The sequence below is a fragment of the Cupriavidus sp. MP-37 genome, from assembly GCF_020618415.1.
Classification (GTDB): Bacteria; Pseudomonadota; Gammaproteobacteria; order Burkholderiales; family Burkholderiaceae; genus Cupriavidus.
The window spans coordinates 318,003-336,641 of the sequence record NZ_CP085344.1 but is presented as its reverse complement, the minus strand read 5'-3'; the positions used below and the strand labels follow the sequence as shown (position 1 = coordinate 336,641).

The 18,639-nt window shown below is 68.4% G+C and carries 16 protein-coding genes; 2 read left to right on the top strand and 14 right to left on the bottom strand.

What is annotated here, in order from left to right:
* Window positions 1-2: 2 nt before the first annotated feature.
* The 11 genes from LIN44_RS01565 to LIN44_RS01515 all read right to left on the bottom strand — a co-directional run bounded on the left by LIN44_RS01565 (window position 3) and on the right by LIN44_RS01515 (window position 13,049).
* On the bottom strand, window positions 3-1,055 hold the full coding sequence (locus LIN44_RS01565) for a branched-chain amino acid ABC transporter permease (protein ID WP_227313263.1): 1,053 nt from the start codon (window positions 1,053-1,055) through the stop codon (window positions 3-5).
* Window positions 1,056-1,311: 256 nt separating this feature from the next.
* The gene (locus tag LIN44_RS01560) at window positions 1,312-2,460 is read right to left on the bottom strand and encodes an ABC transporter substrate-binding protein (protein WP_112777012.1); all 1,149 of its coding nucleotides are present in this window, start codon (window positions 2,458-2,460) and stop codon (window positions 1,312-1,314) included.
* Between the two features lie 290 nt (window positions 2,461-2,750).
* On the bottom strand, window positions 2,751-3,512 hold the full coding sequence (locus LIN44_RS01555) for a TSUP family transporter (RefSeq protein WP_227313262.1): 762 nt from the start codon (window positions 3,510-3,512) through the stop codon (window positions 2,751-2,753).
* An 89-nt stretch (window positions 3,513-3,601) separates the two neighbouring features.
* Entirely contained in the window at window positions 3,602-4,138 is a 537-nt protein-coding gene (locus LIN44_RS01550; protein WP_227313261.1) for a hypothetical protein, read from the bottom strand.
* 317 nt (window positions 4,139-4,455) lie between these two features.
* Window positions 4,456-5,511, bottom strand: a complete 1,056-nt coding sequence (locus tag LIN44_RS01545; RefSeq protein WP_227313260.1) for a branched-chain amino acid ABC transporter permease — start codon at window positions 5,509-5,511, stop codon at window positions 4,456-4,458.
* Complete coding sequence (locus tag LIN44_RS01540; RefSeq protein WP_227313259.1) at window positions 5,511-6,395, bottom strand: branched-chain amino acid ABC transporter permease; 885 nt, start codon at window positions 6,393-6,395, stop codon at window positions 5,511-5,513. Before LIN44_RS01540 ends, LIN44_RS01545 begins: the two co-directional genes overlap by 1 nt.
* Before the next feature lie 283 nt (window positions 6,396-6,678).
* Window positions 6,679-7,887 carry an ABC transporter substrate-binding protein gene (locus LIN44_RS01535; protein WP_227313258.1) on the bottom strand — a complete coding sequence of 403 codons (1,209 nt, stop codon included), beginning with the start codon at window positions 7,885-7,887 and terminating at the stop codon, window positions 6,679-6,681.
* Between the two features lie 79 nt (window positions 7,888-7,966).
* Window positions 7,967-8,692, bottom strand: a complete 726-nt coding sequence (locus LIN44_RS01530) for an ABC transporter ATP-binding protein (protein WP_227313257.1) — start codon at window positions 8,690-8,692, stop codon at window positions 7,967-7,969.
* Window positions 8,693-8,708: 16 nt separating this feature from the next.
* Window positions 8,709-9,485, bottom strand: a complete 777-nt coding sequence (locus tag LIN44_RS01525) for an ABC transporter ATP-binding protein (RefSeq protein ID WP_227313256.1) — start codon at window positions 9,483-9,485, stop codon at window positions 8,709-8,711.
* 349 nt (window positions 9,486-9,834) lie between these two features.
* Window positions 9,835-11,526, bottom strand: coding sequence for a GMC family oxidoreductase (locus LIN44_RS01520; RefSeq protein ID WP_227313255.1), 1,692 nt, complete (start codon window positions 11,524-11,526; stop codon window positions 9,835-9,837).
* Between the two features lie 26 nt (window positions 11,527-11,552).
* Window positions 11,553-13,049: a CoA-acylating methylmalonate-semialdehyde dehydrogenase gene (locus LIN44_RS01515; RefSeq protein ID WP_370641635.1), complete on the bottom strand. Its 1,497-nt coding sequence runs from the start codon at window positions 13,047-13,049 to the stop codon at window positions 11,553-11,555.
* A gap of 286 nt (window positions 13,050-13,335) precedes the next feature.
* Here LIN44_RS01515 and LIN44_RS01510 point away from each other — a divergent pair, with 286 nt between their 5' ends.
* Entirely contained in the window at window positions 13,336-14,223 is an 888-nt protein-coding gene (locus LIN44_RS01510; RefSeq protein ID WP_227313254.1) for a LysR family transcriptional regulator, read from the top strand.
* On the opposite strand, the gene LIN44_RS01505 is transcribed toward LIN44_RS01510, so the two are convergent.
* The 3 genes from LIN44_RS01505 to LIN44_RS01495 all read right to left on the bottom strand — a co-directional run bounded on the left by LIN44_RS01505 (window position 14,220) and on the right by LIN44_RS01495 (window position 18,199).
* Window positions 14,220-15,152 carry an alpha/beta hydrolase gene (locus tag LIN44_RS01505; RefSeq protein ID WP_227313253.1) on the bottom strand — a complete coding sequence of 311 codons (933 nt, stop codon included), beginning with the start codon at window positions 15,150-15,152 and terminating at the stop codon, window positions 14,220-14,222. The genes LIN44_RS01510 and LIN44_RS01505 overlap by 4 nt on opposite strands.
* Before the next feature lie 102 nt (window positions 15,153-15,254).
* A complete protein-coding gene (gene cueR / locus LIN44_RS01500; RefSeq protein WP_227313252.1) occupies window positions 15,255-15,674 on the bottom strand; it encodes a Cu(I)-responsive transcriptional regulator in 420 nt (139 codons plus the stop codon).
* Entirely contained in the window at window positions 15,674-18,199 is a 2,526-nt protein-coding gene (locus LIN44_RS01495) for a heavy metal translocating P-type ATPase (protein ID WP_304524182.1), read from the bottom strand. The genes cueR and LIN44_RS01495 overlap by 1 nt, the downstream gene beginning before the upstream one ends.
* Before the next feature lie 216 nt (window positions 18,200-18,415).
* Between LIN44_RS01495 and LIN44_RS01490 the strand changes: the two genes are divergently transcribed.
* Window positions 18,416-18,616: a heavy-metal-associated domain-containing protein gene (locus LIN44_RS01490; protein WP_112775950.1), complete on the top strand. Its 201-nt coding sequence runs from the start codon at window positions 18,416-18,418 to the stop codon at window positions 18,614-18,616.
* Window positions 18,617-18,639: the final 23 nt, after the last annotated feature.

Below are 18,639 nucleotides of genomic sequence, written 5' to 3'. Positions count from 1 at the left end.
GCTTATTCCTCCTCCTCGACATGCTTGCTCGTCAGCGAACGCCACAGCAGCACCGGAATGATCAGTGTGAAGACGATGACCTCCTTGAACGCGCTGGCCCAGAACGACGAATACGATTCCAGCAGCCCCACCAGCAGCGCGCCGAGCGCCGCCACCGGATAGCTCACCAGCCCGCCGACGATGGCGCCGACAAAGCCCTTCAGGCCGACCAGGAAACCCGACTCGTAGTACACCGTGGTCAGCGGCGCGATCAGGATGCCGCACAGCGCGCCCATCGCCGCCGCCAGCGTGAACGACAGGCGTCCCGCCTGCGTGGTGCCGATGCCGACCAGGCGCGCGCCCAGCCGGTTCACCGCGGTTGCGCGCAGCGCCTTGCCCTGCAGCGTGCGTTCGAAATAGAAGTAGAGCGCGCCAATCAGCAGGCCCGACACCGCCACCACCCACAGGCTTTGCCCCGAGATGCTGAGCGCGCCGACTTCGAAGCGCGCATCCGAGAACGGATTGGTGCGCGAGCCCTCGGCGCCGAACATCACCAGCCCCAGCCCCACCAGCGCGAAGTGCACGCCCACCGAGACGATCAGCAGCACCAGCGTGCTGGCCTCGGCCAGCGGCTGGTAGGCCAGCCGGTACAGCATCGGCCCCAGCGGAATGATGATCAGCAGCGTCAGGGCGACCTGCGCCAGCATCGGCAGCGGCTGCGCGCCGTACTGCTGCACCACCCAGTGCACCGCCAGTGGAAATACCAGGTACTTGCCGGCCAGCACCGCCAGCCGCTGGCCCAGCGTGCGCCGCAGCTCGGCGCTGCGCAGCACGGTGACGGTCTCGTAGAGGAAAGTCAGCACGCCCATCGCCAGCAACAGCCAGCTGGTCTGCGGGGCGTGCCCGGCCTGCATCGCCGCCAGCGTCAGCGCGCCATAGGCAACGAATTCGCCTTGCGGGATGAAGATGACGCGGGTCACCGAAAACACCAGCACCAGCGCCAGTGCCAGCAACGCGTAGATCGCGCCCGATGTGATGCCGTCCTGCGCCAGGATGGCGGCGATAGATAAGTCCATTGTCTCCCCGTCTTGTTGGAAAACCTGCCTGCATCGAACGGGGTCAGCGGGGCGCCGACGGGCCGACAGGGTGGTGCTCGCTTCGGGTTACGAAATAGTAAACGGGTTGCGCATTGCGGAAATACAGAGCAACCCTAGGTTGGCGGACACGCGAGCCGGCGCGCCAGAAAAAAGGGCGCATGGTCAGCCATGCGCCCTGCTTCACTGAAACGCCGGCAGGTCTGGCCGGCCGGCGCCAGACGCCCGGGTCAGCCGCTTATTTCAGCAGCTTCCACTTGCCGTCGACGATCTGCACCATCACGCGCGCGCGCTGGTCGAAGCCGAGGTGGTCGGTGGCGCTCATGTTCATGATGCCGTGCGACACCGGCAGGTTCCTGGTTTGCTCCATGGCGTCGCGCAGTGCCTTGCGGAACTCCTTGGTGCCCGGCTGGCCCTTCTTCAGCGCTTCCGGGATGGCGTGCTGCAGGATCAGGCCCGCATCCCAGGCATGGCCGCCGAAGGTCGAGACCTGTCCGCCGAAGGCCTTCTCATAGGCGGTCTTGTAGGTCAGCGCCGGCTTCTTCACCGGATTGCTGTCGGGCAGCTGCTCGGCCACCAGCAGCGGTCCGGCGGGCAGGAAGGTGCCTTCGCAATCCTTGCCGCACACGCGCAGGAAGTCGGCATTGGCCACGCCGTGGGTCTGGTAGACCTTGCCCTTGTAGCCGCGTTCCTTGAGCGTCTTGGCCGGCAGCGCGGCGGGCGTGCCCGAGCCGGCGATCAGCACCGCGTCGGCGTTGGCGCCCATCATCTTCAGCACCTGCCCGGTGACCGAGGTATCGGTACGGGCAAAGCGTTCGTTGGCGACGACCTTGATCTTGCGCAGCTCGGCCACCTTGGCGAATTCCTGCGCCCAGCTGTCGCCATAGGCATCCGCGAAGCCGATGAACGCCACCGTCTTCACGTTGTTGTTGCTCATGTGCTCGGCAATGGCGGTGGCCATGTGCGAGTCGTTCTGCGGGGTCTTGAAGACCCACGCGCGCTTGGCGTCCATGGGCTCGATGATGCGGGCCGAGGCCGCCATGGTGATCATCGGGGTCTCGTTCTCGGCGACCACGTCGACCATCGCCAGCGAGTTGGGCGTGACGGTCGAGCCGACCATCACGTCGACCTTGTCTTCGCTGATCAGCTTGCGCGTGTTCTTGACCGCCGTGGTGGTGTCCGAGGCATCGTCCAGCACGATGTACTCGATCTTCTTGCCCGCGATCTCCTTGGGCATCAGCGTGAAGGTGTTCTTTTCCGGAATGCCCAGCGATGCCGCCGGACCGGTGGCCGATACCGTCACCCCGACCTTGACCTGCGCCTGGGCGGCCCCGGCAACCAGGCTGGCCGCAGCGATTGCCAGCAGGCTGGCGCGCTTGAAATCCATCTTGTCTCCTTCGGTTCCTGAAACGGAAAGGCATCCGTCCGGCGTCCGCCGGCGGATGCCCCTTTTTTGGCTCGACCCCTCGGGTCAACGCAGGCACAGCGCCGGCACCTGCGCTACAACCAGGAACGACACAGGCCGCTCCCCAATTTCCCGTCCACGCCACTCCCCCCGGAAAGGCGCTTCGGTGATTCACCGACCGTGCGGTCGGGAATGCGGATCGAGTCTATCACAGGGCCCTGGCGCGAACAGCGAGGACTAACCCGCATCGCCCGCCCCGTCCCGCTGTCCCGTCAGCGCACGAAGGCATCCCAGGCGGTCTTCAGGATCAGCGCGCTCACCACCACGATAAACACCTTGCGCACGAAGGCGCTGCCGTGGCGCAGCGCCAGCCTGCTGCCGACCTGGCTGCCGGCGACGTTGGCCACCGCCATCACCAGGCCCAGCTGCCACCAGATATGGCCCTTGCTGGCGAGCAGCAGCAGCGCCGCCAGGTTGGTGGCCAGGTTGACCAGCTTGGTCGACGCCGCCGCGTGCAGGAAGTCATAGCCGAACACCCGCACGAACACGATCATCAGGAAGCTGCCGGTGCCGGGCCCGAACACGCCGTCATAGAAGCCCAGCACGGCGCCGGCCAGCAGCGCCGCGCCGCGCTCGCCCCAGCCGCTCAGCGTGGGCGCATGCTCGGCGCCCAGGTCCTTCTTGGCGACGGTGTAGACCAGCAGTGCCACCAGCACGAACGGCAGCGCCTTGCGCAGCGGCTCGGCCGGGATCATGGTCAGCGCCCAGGCGCCGGCCATCGAGCACGCGAAGGCCGCCACCACCGCCGGCGCGGTCGCGCCCCAGTAGATGCGCACGCTGCGGCCGTAGCGCAGCGCCGCGCTGGCGGTGCCGGCGATCGATCCGACCTTGTTGGTGCCGAGCAGGGTCGCCGGCGCCAGGTTGGGATAGGCCGAGAACAGCGCCGGGATCTGGACCAGCCCGCCGCCGCCGGCGACCGCGTCGATCAGGCCGGCGAGAAAGGCGGCAAGCGCCAGGAATGCGAATTCCGTCATTGCAGAAAAGCGAAAAGGGGGAAAAGGAAAGGAGGATGGCCAGCAACGGCCGGAACCGCGGCGCCGGCGCACCACCGGCGCAAAGCGGATCAGCCGAGTACCTTGGCCGCGGGCACCAGACTGCCGTGCCACATGCCGTTGCCGTGCAGGCGGAAGCCGGGCGGCGCGCCGCCGTGGCCGGCCACCAGCCCGGGCGCCAGCAGCGCGTGGCGGATGCCGTGCGCACGGCCCCACTCGGCCAGCGTGGCGCAGCAGGCTTCCAGGCAGGCGCGGCGGGCGGCCGCGTCCAGCTCTGGTCGTACCCACCATTCGGTGGCGCAGGCCGCAAGGCCCGCCAGCTCGAGGCTGGGCAGCAAGGCCACCGGCAGGCAGGCGAGCGGAGCGCCGCCGTCCGGCGCGTCGCTGGCCAGCAGGCAGATGCCGCGCCCGGACTGGGCCAGCAGTTCGCCCAGCATCAGTTGCCGCGCGCGCGCGTCGGGCACGGGCAAGGGCTGGATCCGGTCCAGCCAGTCCGACACCAGGGCAGCGTCGGCGCCCTGCCCCACGCGTACGCGGACCTGCGGCGGGACATGGCCGCCCGCGCGCGGGACAGTTGGGGATGGATCAGGGGGAACGGTTGCGGACATGGGCGAGCAGCAAGAAGCGCCCGCATTGTCGCATGCGTGAGGCCGCAAGGTGATGCCGATGCGGCATGAATGCCCCAAAACAGGGCGAAAGCGTCACTAACGGGTGCGAAGCCTCAATGAAAAAAGCGTTGCCGAGGATCACCCGGCAACGCCCTTTATTTATAACGCTGCTACCCGACACCGGGTGCGCGCCTGTCGTCTCCTCGCTTCCGCCTCCATTTAACCTGCGAAAACCGTATATGGAATGTAACGAAGCGGTGCATTGCGGACAAGCTAGAAAAAACCCTAGCCCCAGAATCGGGCATGTCGACCCGCGGTCACTCCTTGCGCCCGGCGTGTCCGCCGAAGCGCGCCAGCAGCTCGCCCATGATGCCGCGGCGGAAGGTCAGCACGCAGATCACGAAGATCACCCCGGTCACCATGGTCACCGACTCGCCCAGCGTGCCGAACCACGAGATGCCGGTCACCGACGCCAGGAAGTTGCCGATGTCGCCCAGCTTGTTCTCGAGCGCGACGATCACGAACGCACCGACGATCGGGCCCGACAACGTGCCGAGGCCGCCGACCAGCGTCATCAGGATCACCGAGCCCGACATCGACCAGTGCACGTCGGTCAGCGTCTCGAAGCCCAGCACCAGCGCCTTGATCGAGCCGGCCAGCCCCGACAGCGCCGCCGACAGCACGAACGCGGTCAGCTTGAAGCGGTCGACGTCATAGCCCAGCGACACCGCGCGCGGCTCGTTCTCCTTGATCGCCTTCAGGATCTGGCCGAACGGCGAATGCACGGTGCGCACGATCAGCGCGAAAGCGGCCACGATGATCACCAGCGCCACGTAGTACAGCGTCAGGTCATCCGACAACGGCAGCACGCCGAACAGCTTGCCGCGCGGAATGCCCTGCAGCCCGTCCTCACCGCCGGTGAACGGCGCCTGCAGGCAGATGAAGAACAGCATCTGCGCCAGCGCCAGCGTGATCATCGAGAAATAGATGCCCTGGCGCCGGATCGCCAGCGAGCCCACCACGTAGCCGATCAGCGCGCCCGTGGCGGTGCCCAGGATCAGGCCCACCTCCGGCGTCACGCCCCACACCTTCATGGCATGGCCGGCGGCGTAGCCGGCGCCGCCGAAAAAAGCCGCATGGCCGAACGACAGCAGCCCGGTGTAGCCGATCAGCAGGTTGAAGGCGCACGCAAACAGCGCGAAGCACAGCACCTTGAGCACGAACACCGGATACGCCCCGGCCAGCGGCGCCACCAGCAGTGCCAGCAGCAGCAATCCGTACAACAGTTTCTTGTGCACGCCTTGTCCCTTTCCTGCCTTGCCTGCATTGGCCGCCACGGTGGCTGGCGTCGATGATGTGGACGGTGCGCTCATCACTTCTCCTTGCCGAACAGCCCGGCCGGGCGCAGCAGCAGCACGATCACCATGATGAAGAACACCACGGTCGCCGATGCTTCCGGATAGAACACTTTGGTCAGGCCTTCGATCACGCCCAGGCCGAGGCCGGTCAGGATCGAGCCCATGATCGAACCCATGCCGCCGATCACTACCACCGCGAACACGACGATGATCAGGTTCTGCCCCATCAGCGGCGAGATCTGGATCACCGGCGCCGCCAGCACGCCGGCAAACGCCGCCAGCGCCACGCCGAAGCCGTAGGTCAGCGTCACCATCAGCGGCACGTTGACGCCGAAGGCCTCGACCATCTTGGGGTTCTCGGTGCCGGCGCGCAGGTAGGCGCCCAGCTTGGTCTTCTCGATCACGTACCAGGTGGCAAAGCACACCGCCAGCGACGCCACCACGACCCAGGCGCGGTAGTTGGGCAGGGTCATGAAGCCGAGGTCGGTGGCGCCCTGGAGCGCGTCCGGAGTCTGGTACGGCAGGCCCGAGACGCCGTAGACCGAGCGGAAGATGCCTTCGATCACCAGCGTGATACCCAGCGTCAGCAGCAGGCCGTAGATATGGTCGAGCTTGTAGATCCAGCGCAGCATGGTCTTCTCGATCACCACGCCCAGCGCGGCGACGACCAGCGGCGACAGCAGCAGCATGATCCAGTAGTTCAGCCCGGCGTACTCCATGCCCATCCAGGCCAGCACCGCGCCCAGCATGAAGAGCGCACCGTGCGCGAAATTGATGACGTTGAGCAGGCCGAAGATAACCGCCAGGCCCAGGCTCAGCATCGCATAGAAGGCGCCGTTGACCAGCCCCAGCAAGAGCTGGGAAAGCATCGCAGGCAGGGGGATTCCGAAGATGTCCATGGGCATCGATTGCTGGTTGTTGGCAGACACGAAGCGGAGCCAACGGTTTTGGGTGCGCCAAAGCCGCCCGAGCTAGCCTAAGCAAGGTGTTCCCCCTCTCCCCTCACGGGGAGAGGGTTGGGGTGAGGGGCGGTTTAGCGAGGAACCACATCAAGCGAAGCCTTCGGTGTGTTCCAGCATGGCGGCCTTGGTAAGGCCAGCCCTCACCCCCGGCCCCTCTCCCGCGCGCGGGAGAGGGGAGCAAACCGGCCGGCTTGCCAACGGCGCAAGCCGGCCTTCCCTCTTACTTCTTCAACATGGCGCACTTCGACTCGGCCACCGTGGTGAAGGCCTGCTCGCCCGGGATGGTCGCGACCACCTTCAGGTAATCCCACGGCTTCTTCGATTCGGCCGCGGTCTTCACCTGCATCAGGTACATGTCGTGGATGCCACGGCCGTCCTGGCGGATATAGCCCTTGGTGTAGAAGTCGTTGATCTTCATCTTCTTCAGCTCGGCCATGACCTTGTCCGGATCGTCGGTCTTGGCGGCTTCGACGGCCTTCAGGTAGGTGCTGGCGGCCGAATAGTCCGCTGCCTGCAGGCTGCTCGGCATCTTCTTCATCTTGCCGAAGAAGCGGTTGGCGAACTTGCGGGTGTCGTCGTTCATGTCCCAGTACCAGCTGTCGGTCATCAGCAGGCCTTCGGTGTTCTTCAGACCCAGGCTATGGATGTCGTTGATGAACATCAGCAGGCCGGCGATCTTCATCGACTTGGTGATGCCGAATTCCTTGGCCGCCTTGATCGAGTTGATGGTGTCGCCGCCGGCATTGGCCAGGCCCAGGATCTGCGCCTTGGACGATTGCGCCTGCAGCAGGAACGACGAGAAGTCCGAAGCCGACAGCGGATGGCGCACCTGCCCGGCGACCGTGCCGCCGTTGGCCTTGACCACCGCCGCGGTGTCGCTTTCGAGCGAGTGGCCGAAGGCGTAGTCGGCGGTCAGGAAGAACCACGACTTGCCGCCCTGCTTGACCACCGCGCTGCCGGTGCCCTTGGCCAGCGCCACCGTGTCATAGGCGTAGTGCACCGTGTAAGGGGAGCACTCTTCGTTGGTCAGGCGCGCGGTGCCGGCGCCGATGTTGATGTAGACGCGCTTCTTCTCGGAAGCCACCTTGTTCATCGCCAGCGCGGTGCCGGAGTTGGTGCCGCCCAGCAGCATGTCCAGGCCCTGCTGGTCCATCCATTCGCGCGCCTTCGAGGCGGCGATGTCGGCCTTGTTCTGGTGGTCGGCCGAGACGATCTCGATGGGCTTGCCCAGCACCTTGCCGCCGCGGTCCTCGATCGCCATCTTGATGGCTTCGAGGCCGCCGGGGCCGTCGATATCGGCATACAGGCCCGACATGTCGGTGATGTAGCCGATCTTGACGGTGTCGCCCGATACCTGTGCGGCAGCGCCGAAGGACACCGCACCCATGGCAATGGCCGCCATCGCGGCCGCGAGCCGAGTCTTTTTCATTTCCCTGTCTCCTGATTTGCGGCGGCGTGCGCGCCACCCGTTCCTGCCAACAAGCAACCATCGACCCGCGTTGCGCGGATCAGACCCCGAGCAATTCATGCAGCACCGGCATCTTGGCCTCGAGCTCGCTGGCTGCGAAGCGTTCGACGATGGTGCCGTGCTCCATCACGTAGAAGCGGTCGGCCAGCGGCGCGGCGAAGCGGAAGTTTTGCTCCACCATCACCACCGTGTACCCCTTCTGCTTGAGCATCCGGATCATGCGCGCCAGCGCCTGCACGATCACCGGTGCCAGCCCTTCCGAGATCTCGTCCAGCAGCAGCAGGTTGGCGCCGGTGCGCAGGATGCGCCCGACCGCCAGCATCTGCTGCTCGCCGCCCGACAGGCGCGTGCCCTGGCTCTGGCGGCGCTCCTTCAGGTTCGGGAACATCTCGTAGATGTCGGCCTCGCTCATGCCCTGGCTGGCGTCGGCGCCCTTGAGCACCGGCGGCAGCATCAGGTTCTCTTCGCATGAGAGGCTGGAGAAGATGGCGCGCTCTTCCGGGCAATAGCCGATGCCGTAGTGCGCGATCTTGTGCGTGGGCAGGCCGATGGTCTCGTGGCCATTGACCCGGATCGAGCCCTTGCGCGCGCCGGTCAGGCCCATGATCGCGCGCAGCGTGGTGGTGCGCCCGGCGCCGTTGCGGCCCAGCAGCGTGACCACTTCGCCGGCGTTCACGGTCAGGTCCACGCCGTGCAGGATGTGCGATTCGCCATACCAGGCGTGCAGGCCCTTGATTTCCAGGGCGGGAGTATTGGCTGTGCTCATGTGTCGTCCCCCTGCCTCAGTGCGCGCCCTGCAATTCCGCGTCGGCGGTGCCCATGTAGGCCTCCATCACGCGCGGGTCCTTCGACACTTCCGCATACGGGCCCTCGGCCAGGATCGCGCCGCGCTGCAGCACCGTGATCTTGTCGGCGATCGACGAGACCACGCTCATGTTGTGCTCCACCATCAGGATGGTGCGGCCCGCCGAGACCTGCTTGATCAGCTGCGTGACGCGGTCGACGTCCTCGTGGCCCATGCCCTGCGTGGGTTCGTCGAGCAGCATCAGCTCCGGCTCCATCGCCAGCGTGGTGGCGATCTCCAGCGCGCGCTTGCGCCCGTACGGCAGGTTCACCGTGAGCGTATGCGCGAACTCGGTCAGGCCGACCTGGTCGAGCAGCTCCATGGCGCGGTCGTTGAGCACGTCGAGCGAGCGCTCGCTGCGCCAGAACTGGTACGCGGTGCCCAGTTGCCGCTGCAGGCCGATGCGCACGTTCTCCATCACCGTCAGGTGCGGAAACACGGCCGAGATCTGGAACGAGCGGATCACGCCGCGCCGCGCGATCTGCGCCGGCTTTTCGCGGGTGATGTCGATGCCGTTGAATAGGATGGTGCCGGTGGTCGGCTCCAGGAACTTGGTGAGCAGGTTGAAGCAGGTCGTCTTGCCGGCGCCGTTGGGGCCGATCAATGCATGGATCGACCCGCGGCGCACCCTCAGGTTGACGTCGCTCACCGCCGTGAACCCCTTGAACTCCTTGGTGAGGTTCCGCGTTTCCAGGATGGTTTCCTGCTGGTTCATGTCTCCTGCCCGCCCTCTTGCTGAACTGCCGGGGTGATGCCCGGCACTGACAATGGTCCGAACCGGCCTTGTAGGCCCTTGCTGCCGCTTGTCCGTCAGGCGCGCCGTAATAGCGGCGCTGCCTGCGGTGTTTTATCGTGCGGGGCGGCACCCGCGGTGGTTGCGACGGCGGCATGGGATGTGCGGCCGAAGCACCCTGTGAGGCGTCTATTGTGTGCGCCTGTTGCATCGCAAAACATCGGGGTTTGCACTATGAAACATGAACCAAGTGTCAGTTTTTTGGCGGCCGCAAAAGCGCCGCAATCGCCGCATGACATCCCCCCGTCTGGCGGTCATGCGGCGCGCCGCTTCATGCGCTTGCGCTGACCGTCGCCGGCGCCGGCGTGGCTTGCACAGGCGTTGCCGCGGGGCCTGCCACTTCCGCCGCCGCGGCATGATTCCTCCGGTCTTCGCGGATCATGTCGCTGGCGCGCTCGGCGATCATGATGGTCGGCGAGTTGGTATTGCCCGAGGTGATCAGCGGCATCACCGAGGCATCGACCACGCGCAGCCCCTGCACGCCCAGCACGCGCAGCCGATGGTCGACCACCGCCATGGGATCGTCGGCGCGGCCCATCTTGCAGGTGCCGACCGGATGGAAGATGGTGGTGCCGATATTGCCGGCGGCCTCGGCCAGTTCCTCGTCGCTCTGGAAGGCCGGTCCCGGCAGCCATTCCTCGGGCCGGTACGGCGCTAGCGCGGGTGAGGCGACGATGCGGCGCGTGAGCCGGATCGCATCGGCGGCGACCTTGCGGTCCTCGTCGGTCGACAGGTAGTTGGGCGCGATCACCGGGGCCTGGCGGAAATCCGCGCTGCCGGCATGCACGCTGCCGCGCGAGGTCGGGCGCAGGTTGCAGGCGCTGGCGGTAAAGGCGTTGAAGGCATGCAGCGGATCGCCGAACTTGTCCAGCGACAGCGGCTGCACGTGGTACTCGATATTCGGGCGCGCCTGCGACGGATCCGAGCGCGCGAACGCGCCCAGCTGCGATGGCGCCATGCTCATCGGCCCGCTCTGGTTGAAGGCGTACTGCACGCCGATGCAGAACTTGCCCCACAGGCTCGCGGCGCGCGTGTTCAGCGTGCGCACGCCGTCGACCTTGACCACGCTGCGCAGCTGCAGGTGGTCCTGCAGGTTCTCGCCCACCCCGGGCAGCGCGTGGCGCACCGGAATGCCCAGCGCCTGCAGCCGTTCGGCCTGGCCGATGCCCGACAGCTCCAGCAACTGTGGGGTATTGACCGCGCCGGCGGCGAGGATCACCTCGAGCGTGGCCGCCGCCGCATGCGCGCGGCCGCCGCCGAAATAGTTGACGCCGGTGCAGCGGCGCCCGTCGAAGCTCAGCCCGCTCACCTGCGCGCCGGTGACGATGGTCAGGTTGGGCCGCTCCGAGGCGCGCCGCAGGAACGCCTTGGCCGTGTTCCAGCGGATGCCGCGGCGCTGGTTCACTTCGAAATAGCCGACGCCGAAATTGTCGCCGCGGTTGAAGTCGTCGGTACGCGGGATGCCCGCTTGCTCGGCGGCATCGGCAAAACGCTCCAGGATGTCCCAGCGCAGCCGCTGCCCTTCCACGCGCCATTCGCCGCCGGCGCCGTGGAATTCGCTGGGGCCGCGGTGATGGTCTTCGCTGCGCTTGAACAGCGGCAGCACGTTGTCCCAGCGCCAGCCGTCGTCGCCGGTCAGCCGCGCCCACTCGTCATAGTCTTCGCGCTGGCCGCGCATGTAGATCATGCCGTTGATCGACGAACAGCCACCCAGCACGCGCCCGCGCGGATAGCCCAGCGAGCGCCCGTTCAGCCCCGCTTCGGCTTCGGTGCGGTAGAGCCAGTCGGTGCGCGGGTTGCCGATGCAGTAGAGGTAGCCCACCGGGATATGGATCCAGTGGTAGTCGTCCTTGCCGCCGGCTTCCAGCAGCAGCACGTTGACGTCCGGGTCCTGCGTCAGCCGGTTCGCCAGGACACAGCCGGCCGAACCGGCCCCCACGATGATGTAGTCGAATGTCTCCATGGCGCTTGTTGTAGTGGTCGTCAGGTTTATTTCGCCACCGGCATGGTGAATTCCGCGCCCTTGGCGATCGAGTCCGGCCAGCGCTGCATCACGCTCTTGTAGCGCGTGTAGAAGCGCACGCCCTCTTCGCCATAGGCATGGTGGTCACCGAACAGCGAGCGCTTCCAGCCGCCGAACGAATGCCACGCCATCGGCACCGGGATCGGCACGTTGATGCCGACCATGCCCACCTGGATCTGCCGCGCGAACGCGCGCGCGATGCCGCCGTCGCTGGTGTAGCAAGATACGCCGTTGCCGTACTCGTGCGCGTTGATCAGCGCCACCGCCTCGGCAAAGTCATGCACGCGCACCACCGACAGCACCGGGCCGAAGATCTCTTCCTTGTAGATCGTCATGTCAGGCTTCACGTGGTCGAACAGCGTGCCGCCGACATAGAAACCGTTCTCGTGGCCGTCGACCTGGTGGCCGCGGCCATCGGTCACCAGCGTCGCGCCCTCTTCCACGCCTTTGGCGATGTAGCCTTCGACCTTGGCCTTGTGCGCGCCGGTCACCAGCGGGCCCATCTCGGCATCGGCGTCCATGCCGTTGCGGATCTTCAGCGCGCGCGCGCGTTCGGCCAGCCGCGGCACCAGCTGGTCGGCCACCTCGCCGACCGCCACCGCCACCGAGATCGCCATGCAGCGCTCGCCGGCCGAGCCATAGGCGGCGCCGATCAGCGCGTCGACAGCCTGGTCCAGGTCCGCATCGGGCATCACCACCAGGTGGTTCTTTGCGCCGCCCAATGCCTGCACGCGCTTGCCGTGCTTGGTGCCTTCGGTATAGATGTATTCAGCGATCGGGGTCGAGCCGACGAACGACAGCGCCTGCACGTCGGGGTGCGCCAGCAGCGCGTCGACCGCTTCCTTGTCGCCCTGCACCACGTTGAACACACCATCGGGCAGGCCGGCCTGGCGCAGCAGATCGGCGATCAGCAGGCTCGGCGACGGATCGCGCTCGGACGGCTTGAGCACGAAGGTATTGCCGCACGCCAGCGCCACCGGGAACATCCACATCGGCACCATCACCGGGAAGTTGAACGGCGTGATGCCGGCCACCACGCCCAGCGGCTGGCGCAGGTTCCAGTTGTCGATGCCGCCGCCGATGTTGTCGGTGAAATCGGTCTTGAGCAGGTTGGGGATGCCGCAGGCGAACTCGATCACCTCGATGCCGCGCGTGACCTCGCCCTTCGCATCGGAGAACACCTTGCCGTGCTCGCGCGTGATCAGCGCGGCGAGGTCGTCGTGGTGCTGGTCCAGCAACTCCTTGAACTTGAACAGGATGCGCGCGCGGCGCAGCGGCGGCGTATCGGCCCACGCCGGGAAGGCGGCCTTGGCGGCGGCCACGGCCTCGGCCACGTCCTGCGCGGTGCCCAGCGCGACGCGCGCGGCGACTGCGCCGGTGGCGGGGTTGAATACGTCGGCCTGGCGCTGCGAGGCGCCGCGTGTCTGCCGGCCTGCGATGCTGTGGCCGATGATGGCCTGCACTGCGCTGGCCTCTGCAAGAATGTCTTCCACTTCCGCTCCTGGATGCTGGTTCCCCGGGCGATGCGGCCCGGGCCTGGTCCCGTCGATCTTTGCGTCCGGTGAAGACGCTGCCACGCTGCGCCGCGCACCGGCCGCGGCACGCAGGGCGTGCGGCACCAGACTTCGGGCCATGGTTGAGCGCAAGCTTGGTGCAGTTGCGCGGCCCCGTCCAATGATTTATCGTCAATCGCAATATAAGCCGCGCAAAATATTGCGACGCACCACCCACCACCTGCCGCCGCCCCCCTTGGACCTCCATCACCTGCGCGCCTTTGTTGCCGTCGCGCGCGAAGGCAACCTGACCCGCGCGGCGCAGCGCCTGCACCTGACCCAACCCGCGGTCAGCCTGCAGCTGAAGGCGCTGCAGTCGGCGTGGCGCATCCGGCTGTTCGAGCGCACCGCGGCGGGGCTGACGCTGACCGCCGATGGCGCCGCGCTGCTGCCGCTGGCCGAACGCATCCTCGATGGCGTGGGCGACCTGCAGCACACCGTCAACGCCATGCATCACACCGTGCGCGGGCGGCTGGCGATCGGCACCATCCTCGATCCCGAATTCACGCGGCTGGGCCCGATGCTGCGCACGCTGGTCGAGCGCCACCCGCAGATCGGCACGGAGCTGCGCCACGGCATGTCGGGCTGGGTGCTGCAGCAGGTACGCAGCGGCGCGCTCGACGTCGGCTTCTACCTGGGCCAGCCGTCCGAGCCCGGCTTCCACACGCTGACGCTGACGCCGTTCTCGTATTACGTGGTCGCGCCCAAGGGCTGGAAGGAGCGCACCGCACTGCGCTCATGGGCGCAGCTGGCCACGCTGCCGTGGATCTGGACCCCGCCCGAATCCGCGCACAACCGGCTGCTGTCGGCGCACTTCGCGCAGGCGGGCGTGGATCCGGCGAGCGTGCCCAAGGTGGCGCACGTCGACCAGGAAGCGTCGATGCGCGACCTGGTGCGCTCCGGCGTGGGGCTGTCGCTGGTGCGCGATGCGATCGCGCTGCGCGAGTCGCATGCGCACGGGCTGGTGATCGTCGAAGGGGTCTCGGTGCAGACCGAGCTGACCCTGGTCTGCCTGGCCGCGCGCCGCGACGACCCGGTGGTCGCGGCCGCGTTCGGCGTGGCCGAGTCGGTGTTCCGGACCTAGCGCTGCGGGCTGGCCAGCCGGCGCTGCAGCCAGCCGGTCAGTGCCGCGAACACTTCGCCGCGCAGCGGCTGCGCTTCATTGAAGATCTCGTGGTAGCCGTGGTCGAACCAGACTTGTTCGCGCAGGTCGGGCGGCGCATTGTCGAAGAAGGTGCGGCTGCCGGCCGGGTCCACCACGCGGTCGGCGCCGCCGACCAGCATCAGCGTGGGCGCCTCCAGCAGCGCCGCGTCGGCCTGCGCTTGCGCCATGCCGCGGATCATGCCTTCCAGCACGCCGGCGGTAATGGTGGTCTGCACCAGCGGATCGGCGCGATAGGCGGCGACCACCGCCGGATCGTGCGACAGGTGGCGCGCATCGATCGGATTGGGCACGCGCAGGCGCGGCGCCAGCGTCAGCAGCACGCGGTGCAGCGCCAGCGCCGGCCGGGACAGCCGCAGCGCCAGCGCCGGCGACGACAGCACCAGGGCGCGCACCGGCCGCACGCGCGCGGTGGCAAAGCGCGCCGCGATCAGCCCGCCCATGCTGTGGCCGAGCAGGATCGGCAGTTCGTGCCAGCCCGGCACCGCGGCATCGTAGATCTCGGCCAGGTCGTTCAGGTAGGCGTCCGGATGCTCCGCCACCATGCGCGCGCCACCGCTGGCGCCGTGGCCGCGCAGGTCGAAGGCCCGCACCCGCAGTCCCAGCCCGCACAGCACCTCGGCGACATGCTGGTAGCGGCCGGCGTGTTCGGCAAGCCCGTGCACCAGCAGCACCGAGCCGAGCGGTTCGGCAAAGCGCGCCGGATCGGGTTGCCAAGTACGGAGCAACAGTTCGGTGCCGTCGCGCATGCGCTGGCGGCTCTGCACCGGCGCATGGGTCCCCGCCGGGCTCGCGGCGGGTGGGCTGGCAACGCCGGCCACGGCCGGATCGTCGGTCATCGGCTGTTCCATTTGCACAGGTCTCCTGCCGGCGCACGCGAGCCAGATGCGGCGCCAGCTATCGTTGTTGTTATGGAGTCCGCTGCGCCGGCCTGCGCCGGCCCTGCTATGGCTTCAGCCGTGGCAGTCCGGCCGGGCCGGTGCGTCCGGCTGCGCCATGTCGGCCAGGATCGGGCAGTCCGGCCGGTCATCGCCACTGCAGTGCTGCGCCAGTTCGCGCAGCGTGTCGCGCATCGCCGCCAGTTCGGCGATGCGCTGCTCCAGGTCGGCCACGTGCCGCAGCGTCAGCGCCTTGACGTCGGCGCTGGCGCGGCCGCGGTCGTGCCACAGCGACAGCAGGTTGCGGATCTCGTCGAGCGAGAAGCCCAGATTACGGGCACGCCGCACGAAGCGCAAGTTATGCACCGCGCGTTCGTCATAGCGGCGGTAGCCGCCGTCGGTGCGCGGCGGCGCCGCCACCAGCCCGATCGATTCATAGTGGCGGATCATCTTGGCCGATACGCCCGAGGCCTGTGCCGCTTCGCCGATATTCATCACTCGCCTCCTCGCGCCGCGGGCGACGCGCCCGGCGCGGTGCCCGCCTGCGCATGCCAGCGGCGCAGCAGCAGCGCATTGCCCACCACGCTGACGCTGGAAAACGCCATCGCCGCGCCCGCCACCACCGGATTGAGCAGCCCGGCCGCGGCCAGCGGAATCCCCACCACGTTATAGAAAAAGGCCCAGAACAGGTTCTGGCGGATCTTGCGCACGGTGTGGTGCGAGACCGCCAGCGCATCGGCCACCAGCGCCGGGTCGCCGCGCATCAGGGTGATGCCGGCGGCATGCATGGCGACGTCGGTGCCGGTCGACATGGCGATGCCCACGTCGGCCGCGGCCAGCGCCGGCGCATCGTTGATGCCGTCGCCCACCATCGCCACCACCGCGCCATCGCGGCCCAGCGCCTGCACGCGCGCGGCCTTGTCCTCGGGCAGGACTTCGGCCTGCACGTCATCGAGCCCCAGCCCCTGCGCCACGCGCGCCGCGGCGCCGGCATTGTCGCCGGTCAGCATCACCGTGCGCACGCCGGCGGCGCGCAGCCTGGCGATCGCCGCCGGCGCGCCCGGCTTGATGGCATCGCCGAACGCGACCAGCCCGGCCACGCGCGGCGGCGCGGTCTGCACCAGCCACGACACGGTGCGGCCTTCGGCCTGTAGCCGGTCCGCGACCGCTGCCAGCGCGCCGGCCGGCGCGCCCAGCGACGCGCGCAGGCGCTCGCTGCCCAGTTGCAGGGCCTGGCCGCCGACCACGCCGGCAATGCCGCGGCCCGGCAGCGCCTGCACTTCGCCGGCCTGCGGCACGGCGAGGCCGCGCGCCTGCGCCGCGGCCAGCACCGCCCGCGCCAGCGGATGCTCGCTGCCGGCCTGCAGCGCGGCCAGCTGCGCCAGCAACGCGCTGCCGTCGGCGTCGGCAGGATCGGCCGCATGCAGCGCCACCACTTCGGGCTTGCCCACCGTGAGCGTGCCGGTCTTGTCGAACGCCACCACCCCGACCCGGTGCGCGATCTCGAGCGCCTCGGCGTCCTTGATCAGGATGCCGGCGCGCGCGCCGGCGCCGGTGCCGGCCATGATCGCGGTGGGCGTGGCCAGCCCCAGCGCGCACGGGCAGGCGATCACCAGCACCGCCACGGCATTGAGCAGCGCCGCTTCCCAGTCGCCGGCAAAGAGGCCCCAGCCCAGCACGGTCACCAGCGCAATCGCCAGCACCACCGGCACGAACACCGCGCTGACGCGGTCGACCAGGCGCTGGATCGGCGCCTTGGCCGCCTGCGCGTGCTCGACCATGCGGATGATGCGCGCCAGCACGGTCTCGGCGCCCACCGCCACGGTGCGCGCCACCAGCAGGCCTTCGAAATTGATGGCGCCGCCGGTGATGCGGTCGCCGGGCTGCTTCGGCACCGGCAGGCTTTCGCCGGTCAGCATCGATTCATCGGCATGGCTGGTGCCTTCGACCACCTCGGCGTCCACCGGGATGCGCTCGCCGGGGCGCACCACGATTTCGTCGCCGACGGTCACGGCGGACAGCGGCACGCTGTGCTCGACGCCGCCGCGCCGCACCCGCGCGGTATCGGGACGCAACGCCGCCAGCGCGCGGATGGCATCGGCGGTCTGGCGCTTGGCGCGCGTCTCCAGCCACTTGCCCAGGCGCACCAGCGTGATCACCACCGCCGCGCTCTCGAAGTACAGGTGCGGCATGGCATCGGCCGGGGTGCGCCACATCAGCCACAGCGACAGCCCGTAGGCGGCGGTGGTGCCGAGCGCCACCAGCAGGTCCATATTGCCCGCGCCGGCGCGCACCGCCTTCCAGCCGGCCTTGTAGAAGCGCCAGCCGAACACGAACTGCACCGGCGTCGCCAGCAGCCACTGCACCCACGCCGGCAGCATCCAGTGCACGCCGAACCATTCCAGCACCATCGGCGCCACCAGCGGCAGCGACAGCGCCGCCGAGATCGCCACCGGCCACGGGCCGTCCCAGAACGCCGCGGGCGTGGCCTGCCCCGGCTCGCCGGCCCGGGCCGCGGCGCCGGCCTGCGCCGCCTGCGCCACCGGTGTCGCGCCATAGCCGGCACGCGCGACCGCGCTGACCAGCGCCGCGGTATCGGTGGCGCCGCGCAGCAGCGTCACGCTGGCGCGCTCGGTGGCCAGGTTGACGGTGGCCTCGACCACGCCCGGCACGGCGCGCAGCGCCTTTTCCACGCGGGCCACGCACGAGGCGCAGGTCATGTCGGCGATATTCAGTTCGAGGGTGTCGTGGGGCACGGCGTAGCCGGCCTCGGCCACGGCGCGCGCGGCGGCGGGCAGCACCGCGGCGGACGCCGCGCGCAGCGTGGCGGCCTCGGTCGCCAGGTTGACGGCCACGTCGCGCACGCCCGGCACCCTGGCCAGGGCCTTTTCGACGCGTCCCACGCACGAGGCGCAGGTCATGCCTTCGACCGGCAGCCGCCACTCGGGCATGGCGTCGGCGGGCGGCTTAAGGTCCGTGCGGACCGGTTGCGAAGCGAGCACAGCGCTGGAATCTGGCATGGTTCTGAGTCATCCACAGTGTCGATGTCAGCATCATGGACCTTACCATCATTGGAAGGTCAAGGCCCGCTGCCGATGGCGCCAGCCTCACGTCGACCGCGGAAATTTCCCCTTGTGCTTCCCATCGTGGCAAGGTTCACAATGTGTCTGTCGCGGCCCGAGGTCGCCCGAGGTCGCCCGAGGTCGCGTTTCCATCCCGTTCAGGAGCGTTCCAGCATGATCCAGTTCCAGGTAGAAGGCATGACGTGCAACCACTGCGTCGGCGCCATCACGCGCGCCGTGCTCGCCGTCGACCCCGCCGCGCGCGTCAGCGCGGATGTGCCGGCCCAGTCCGTTCGCGTCGACAGCGGCGCCGACACGCAGGCGTTGCGCGAGGCCATCGAGGAAGCCGGCTATCCGGTCAGGTCGGTGGCGTAAGCCGTCGCCACGCAGCAAAAAGG

Excerpts from the sequence above, each read along its gene's own strand:
- LIN44_RS01555 (WP_227313262.1), bottom strand. The coding sequence starts at position 3,512 with ATGACGGAATTCGCATTCCTGGCGCTTGCCGCCTTTCTCGCCGGCCTG.
- LIN44_RS01545 (WP_227313260.1), bottom strand. The coding sequence starts at position 5,511 with ATGAGCGCACCGTCCACATCATCGACGCCAGCCACCGTGGCGGCCAAT.
- LIN44_RS01550 (WP_227313261.1), bottom strand. The coding sequence starts at position 4,138 with ATGTCCGCAACCGTTCCCCCTGATCCATCCCCAACTGTCCCGCGCGCG.
- LIN44_RS01560 (WP_112777012.1), bottom strand. The coding sequence starts at position 2,460 with ATGGATTTCAAGCGCGCCAGCCTGCTGGCAATCGCTGCGGCCAGCCTG.
- cueR (WP_227313252.1), bottom strand. The coding sequence starts at position 15,674 with ATGAATATCGGCGAAGCGGCACAGGCCTCGGGCGTATCGGCCAAGATG.
- LIN44_RS01525 (WP_227313256.1), bottom strand. The coding sequence starts at position 9,485 with ATGAACCAGCAGGAAACCATCCTGGAAACGCGGAACCTCACCAAGGAG.
- LIN44_RS01565 (WP_227313263.1), bottom strand. The coding sequence starts at position 1,055 with ATGGACTTATCTATCGCCGCCATCCTGGCGCAGGACGGCATCACATCG.
- LIN44_RS01520 (WP_227313255.1), bottom strand. The coding sequence starts at position 11,526 with ATGGAGACATTCGACTACATCATCGTGGGGGCCGGTTCGGCCGGCTGT.
- LIN44_RS01495 (WP_304524182.1), bottom strand. The coding sequence starts at position 18,199 with ATGCCAGATTCCAGCGCTGTGCTCGCTTCGCAACCGGTCCGCACGGAC.
- LIN44_RS01540 (WP_227313259.1), bottom strand. The coding sequence starts at position 6,395 with ATGGACATCTTCGGAATCCCCCTGCCTGCGATGCTTTCCCAGCTCTTG.
- LIN44_RS01530 (WP_227313257.1), bottom strand. The coding sequence starts at position 8,692 with ATGAGCACAGCCAATACTCCCGCCCTGGAAATCAAGGGCCTGCACGCC.
- LIN44_RS01505 (WP_227313253.1), bottom strand. The coding sequence starts at position 15,152 with ATGGAACAGCCGATGACCGACGATCCGGCCGTGGCCGGCGTTGCCAGC.
- LIN44_RS01490 (WP_112775950.1), top strand. The coding sequence starts at position 18,416 with ATGATCCAGTTCCAGGTAGAAGGCATGACGTGCAACCACTGCGTCGGC.
- LIN44_RS01535 (WP_227313258.1), bottom strand. The coding sequence starts at position 7,887 with ATGAAAAAGACTCGGCTCGCGGCCGCGATGGCGGCCATTGCCATGGGT.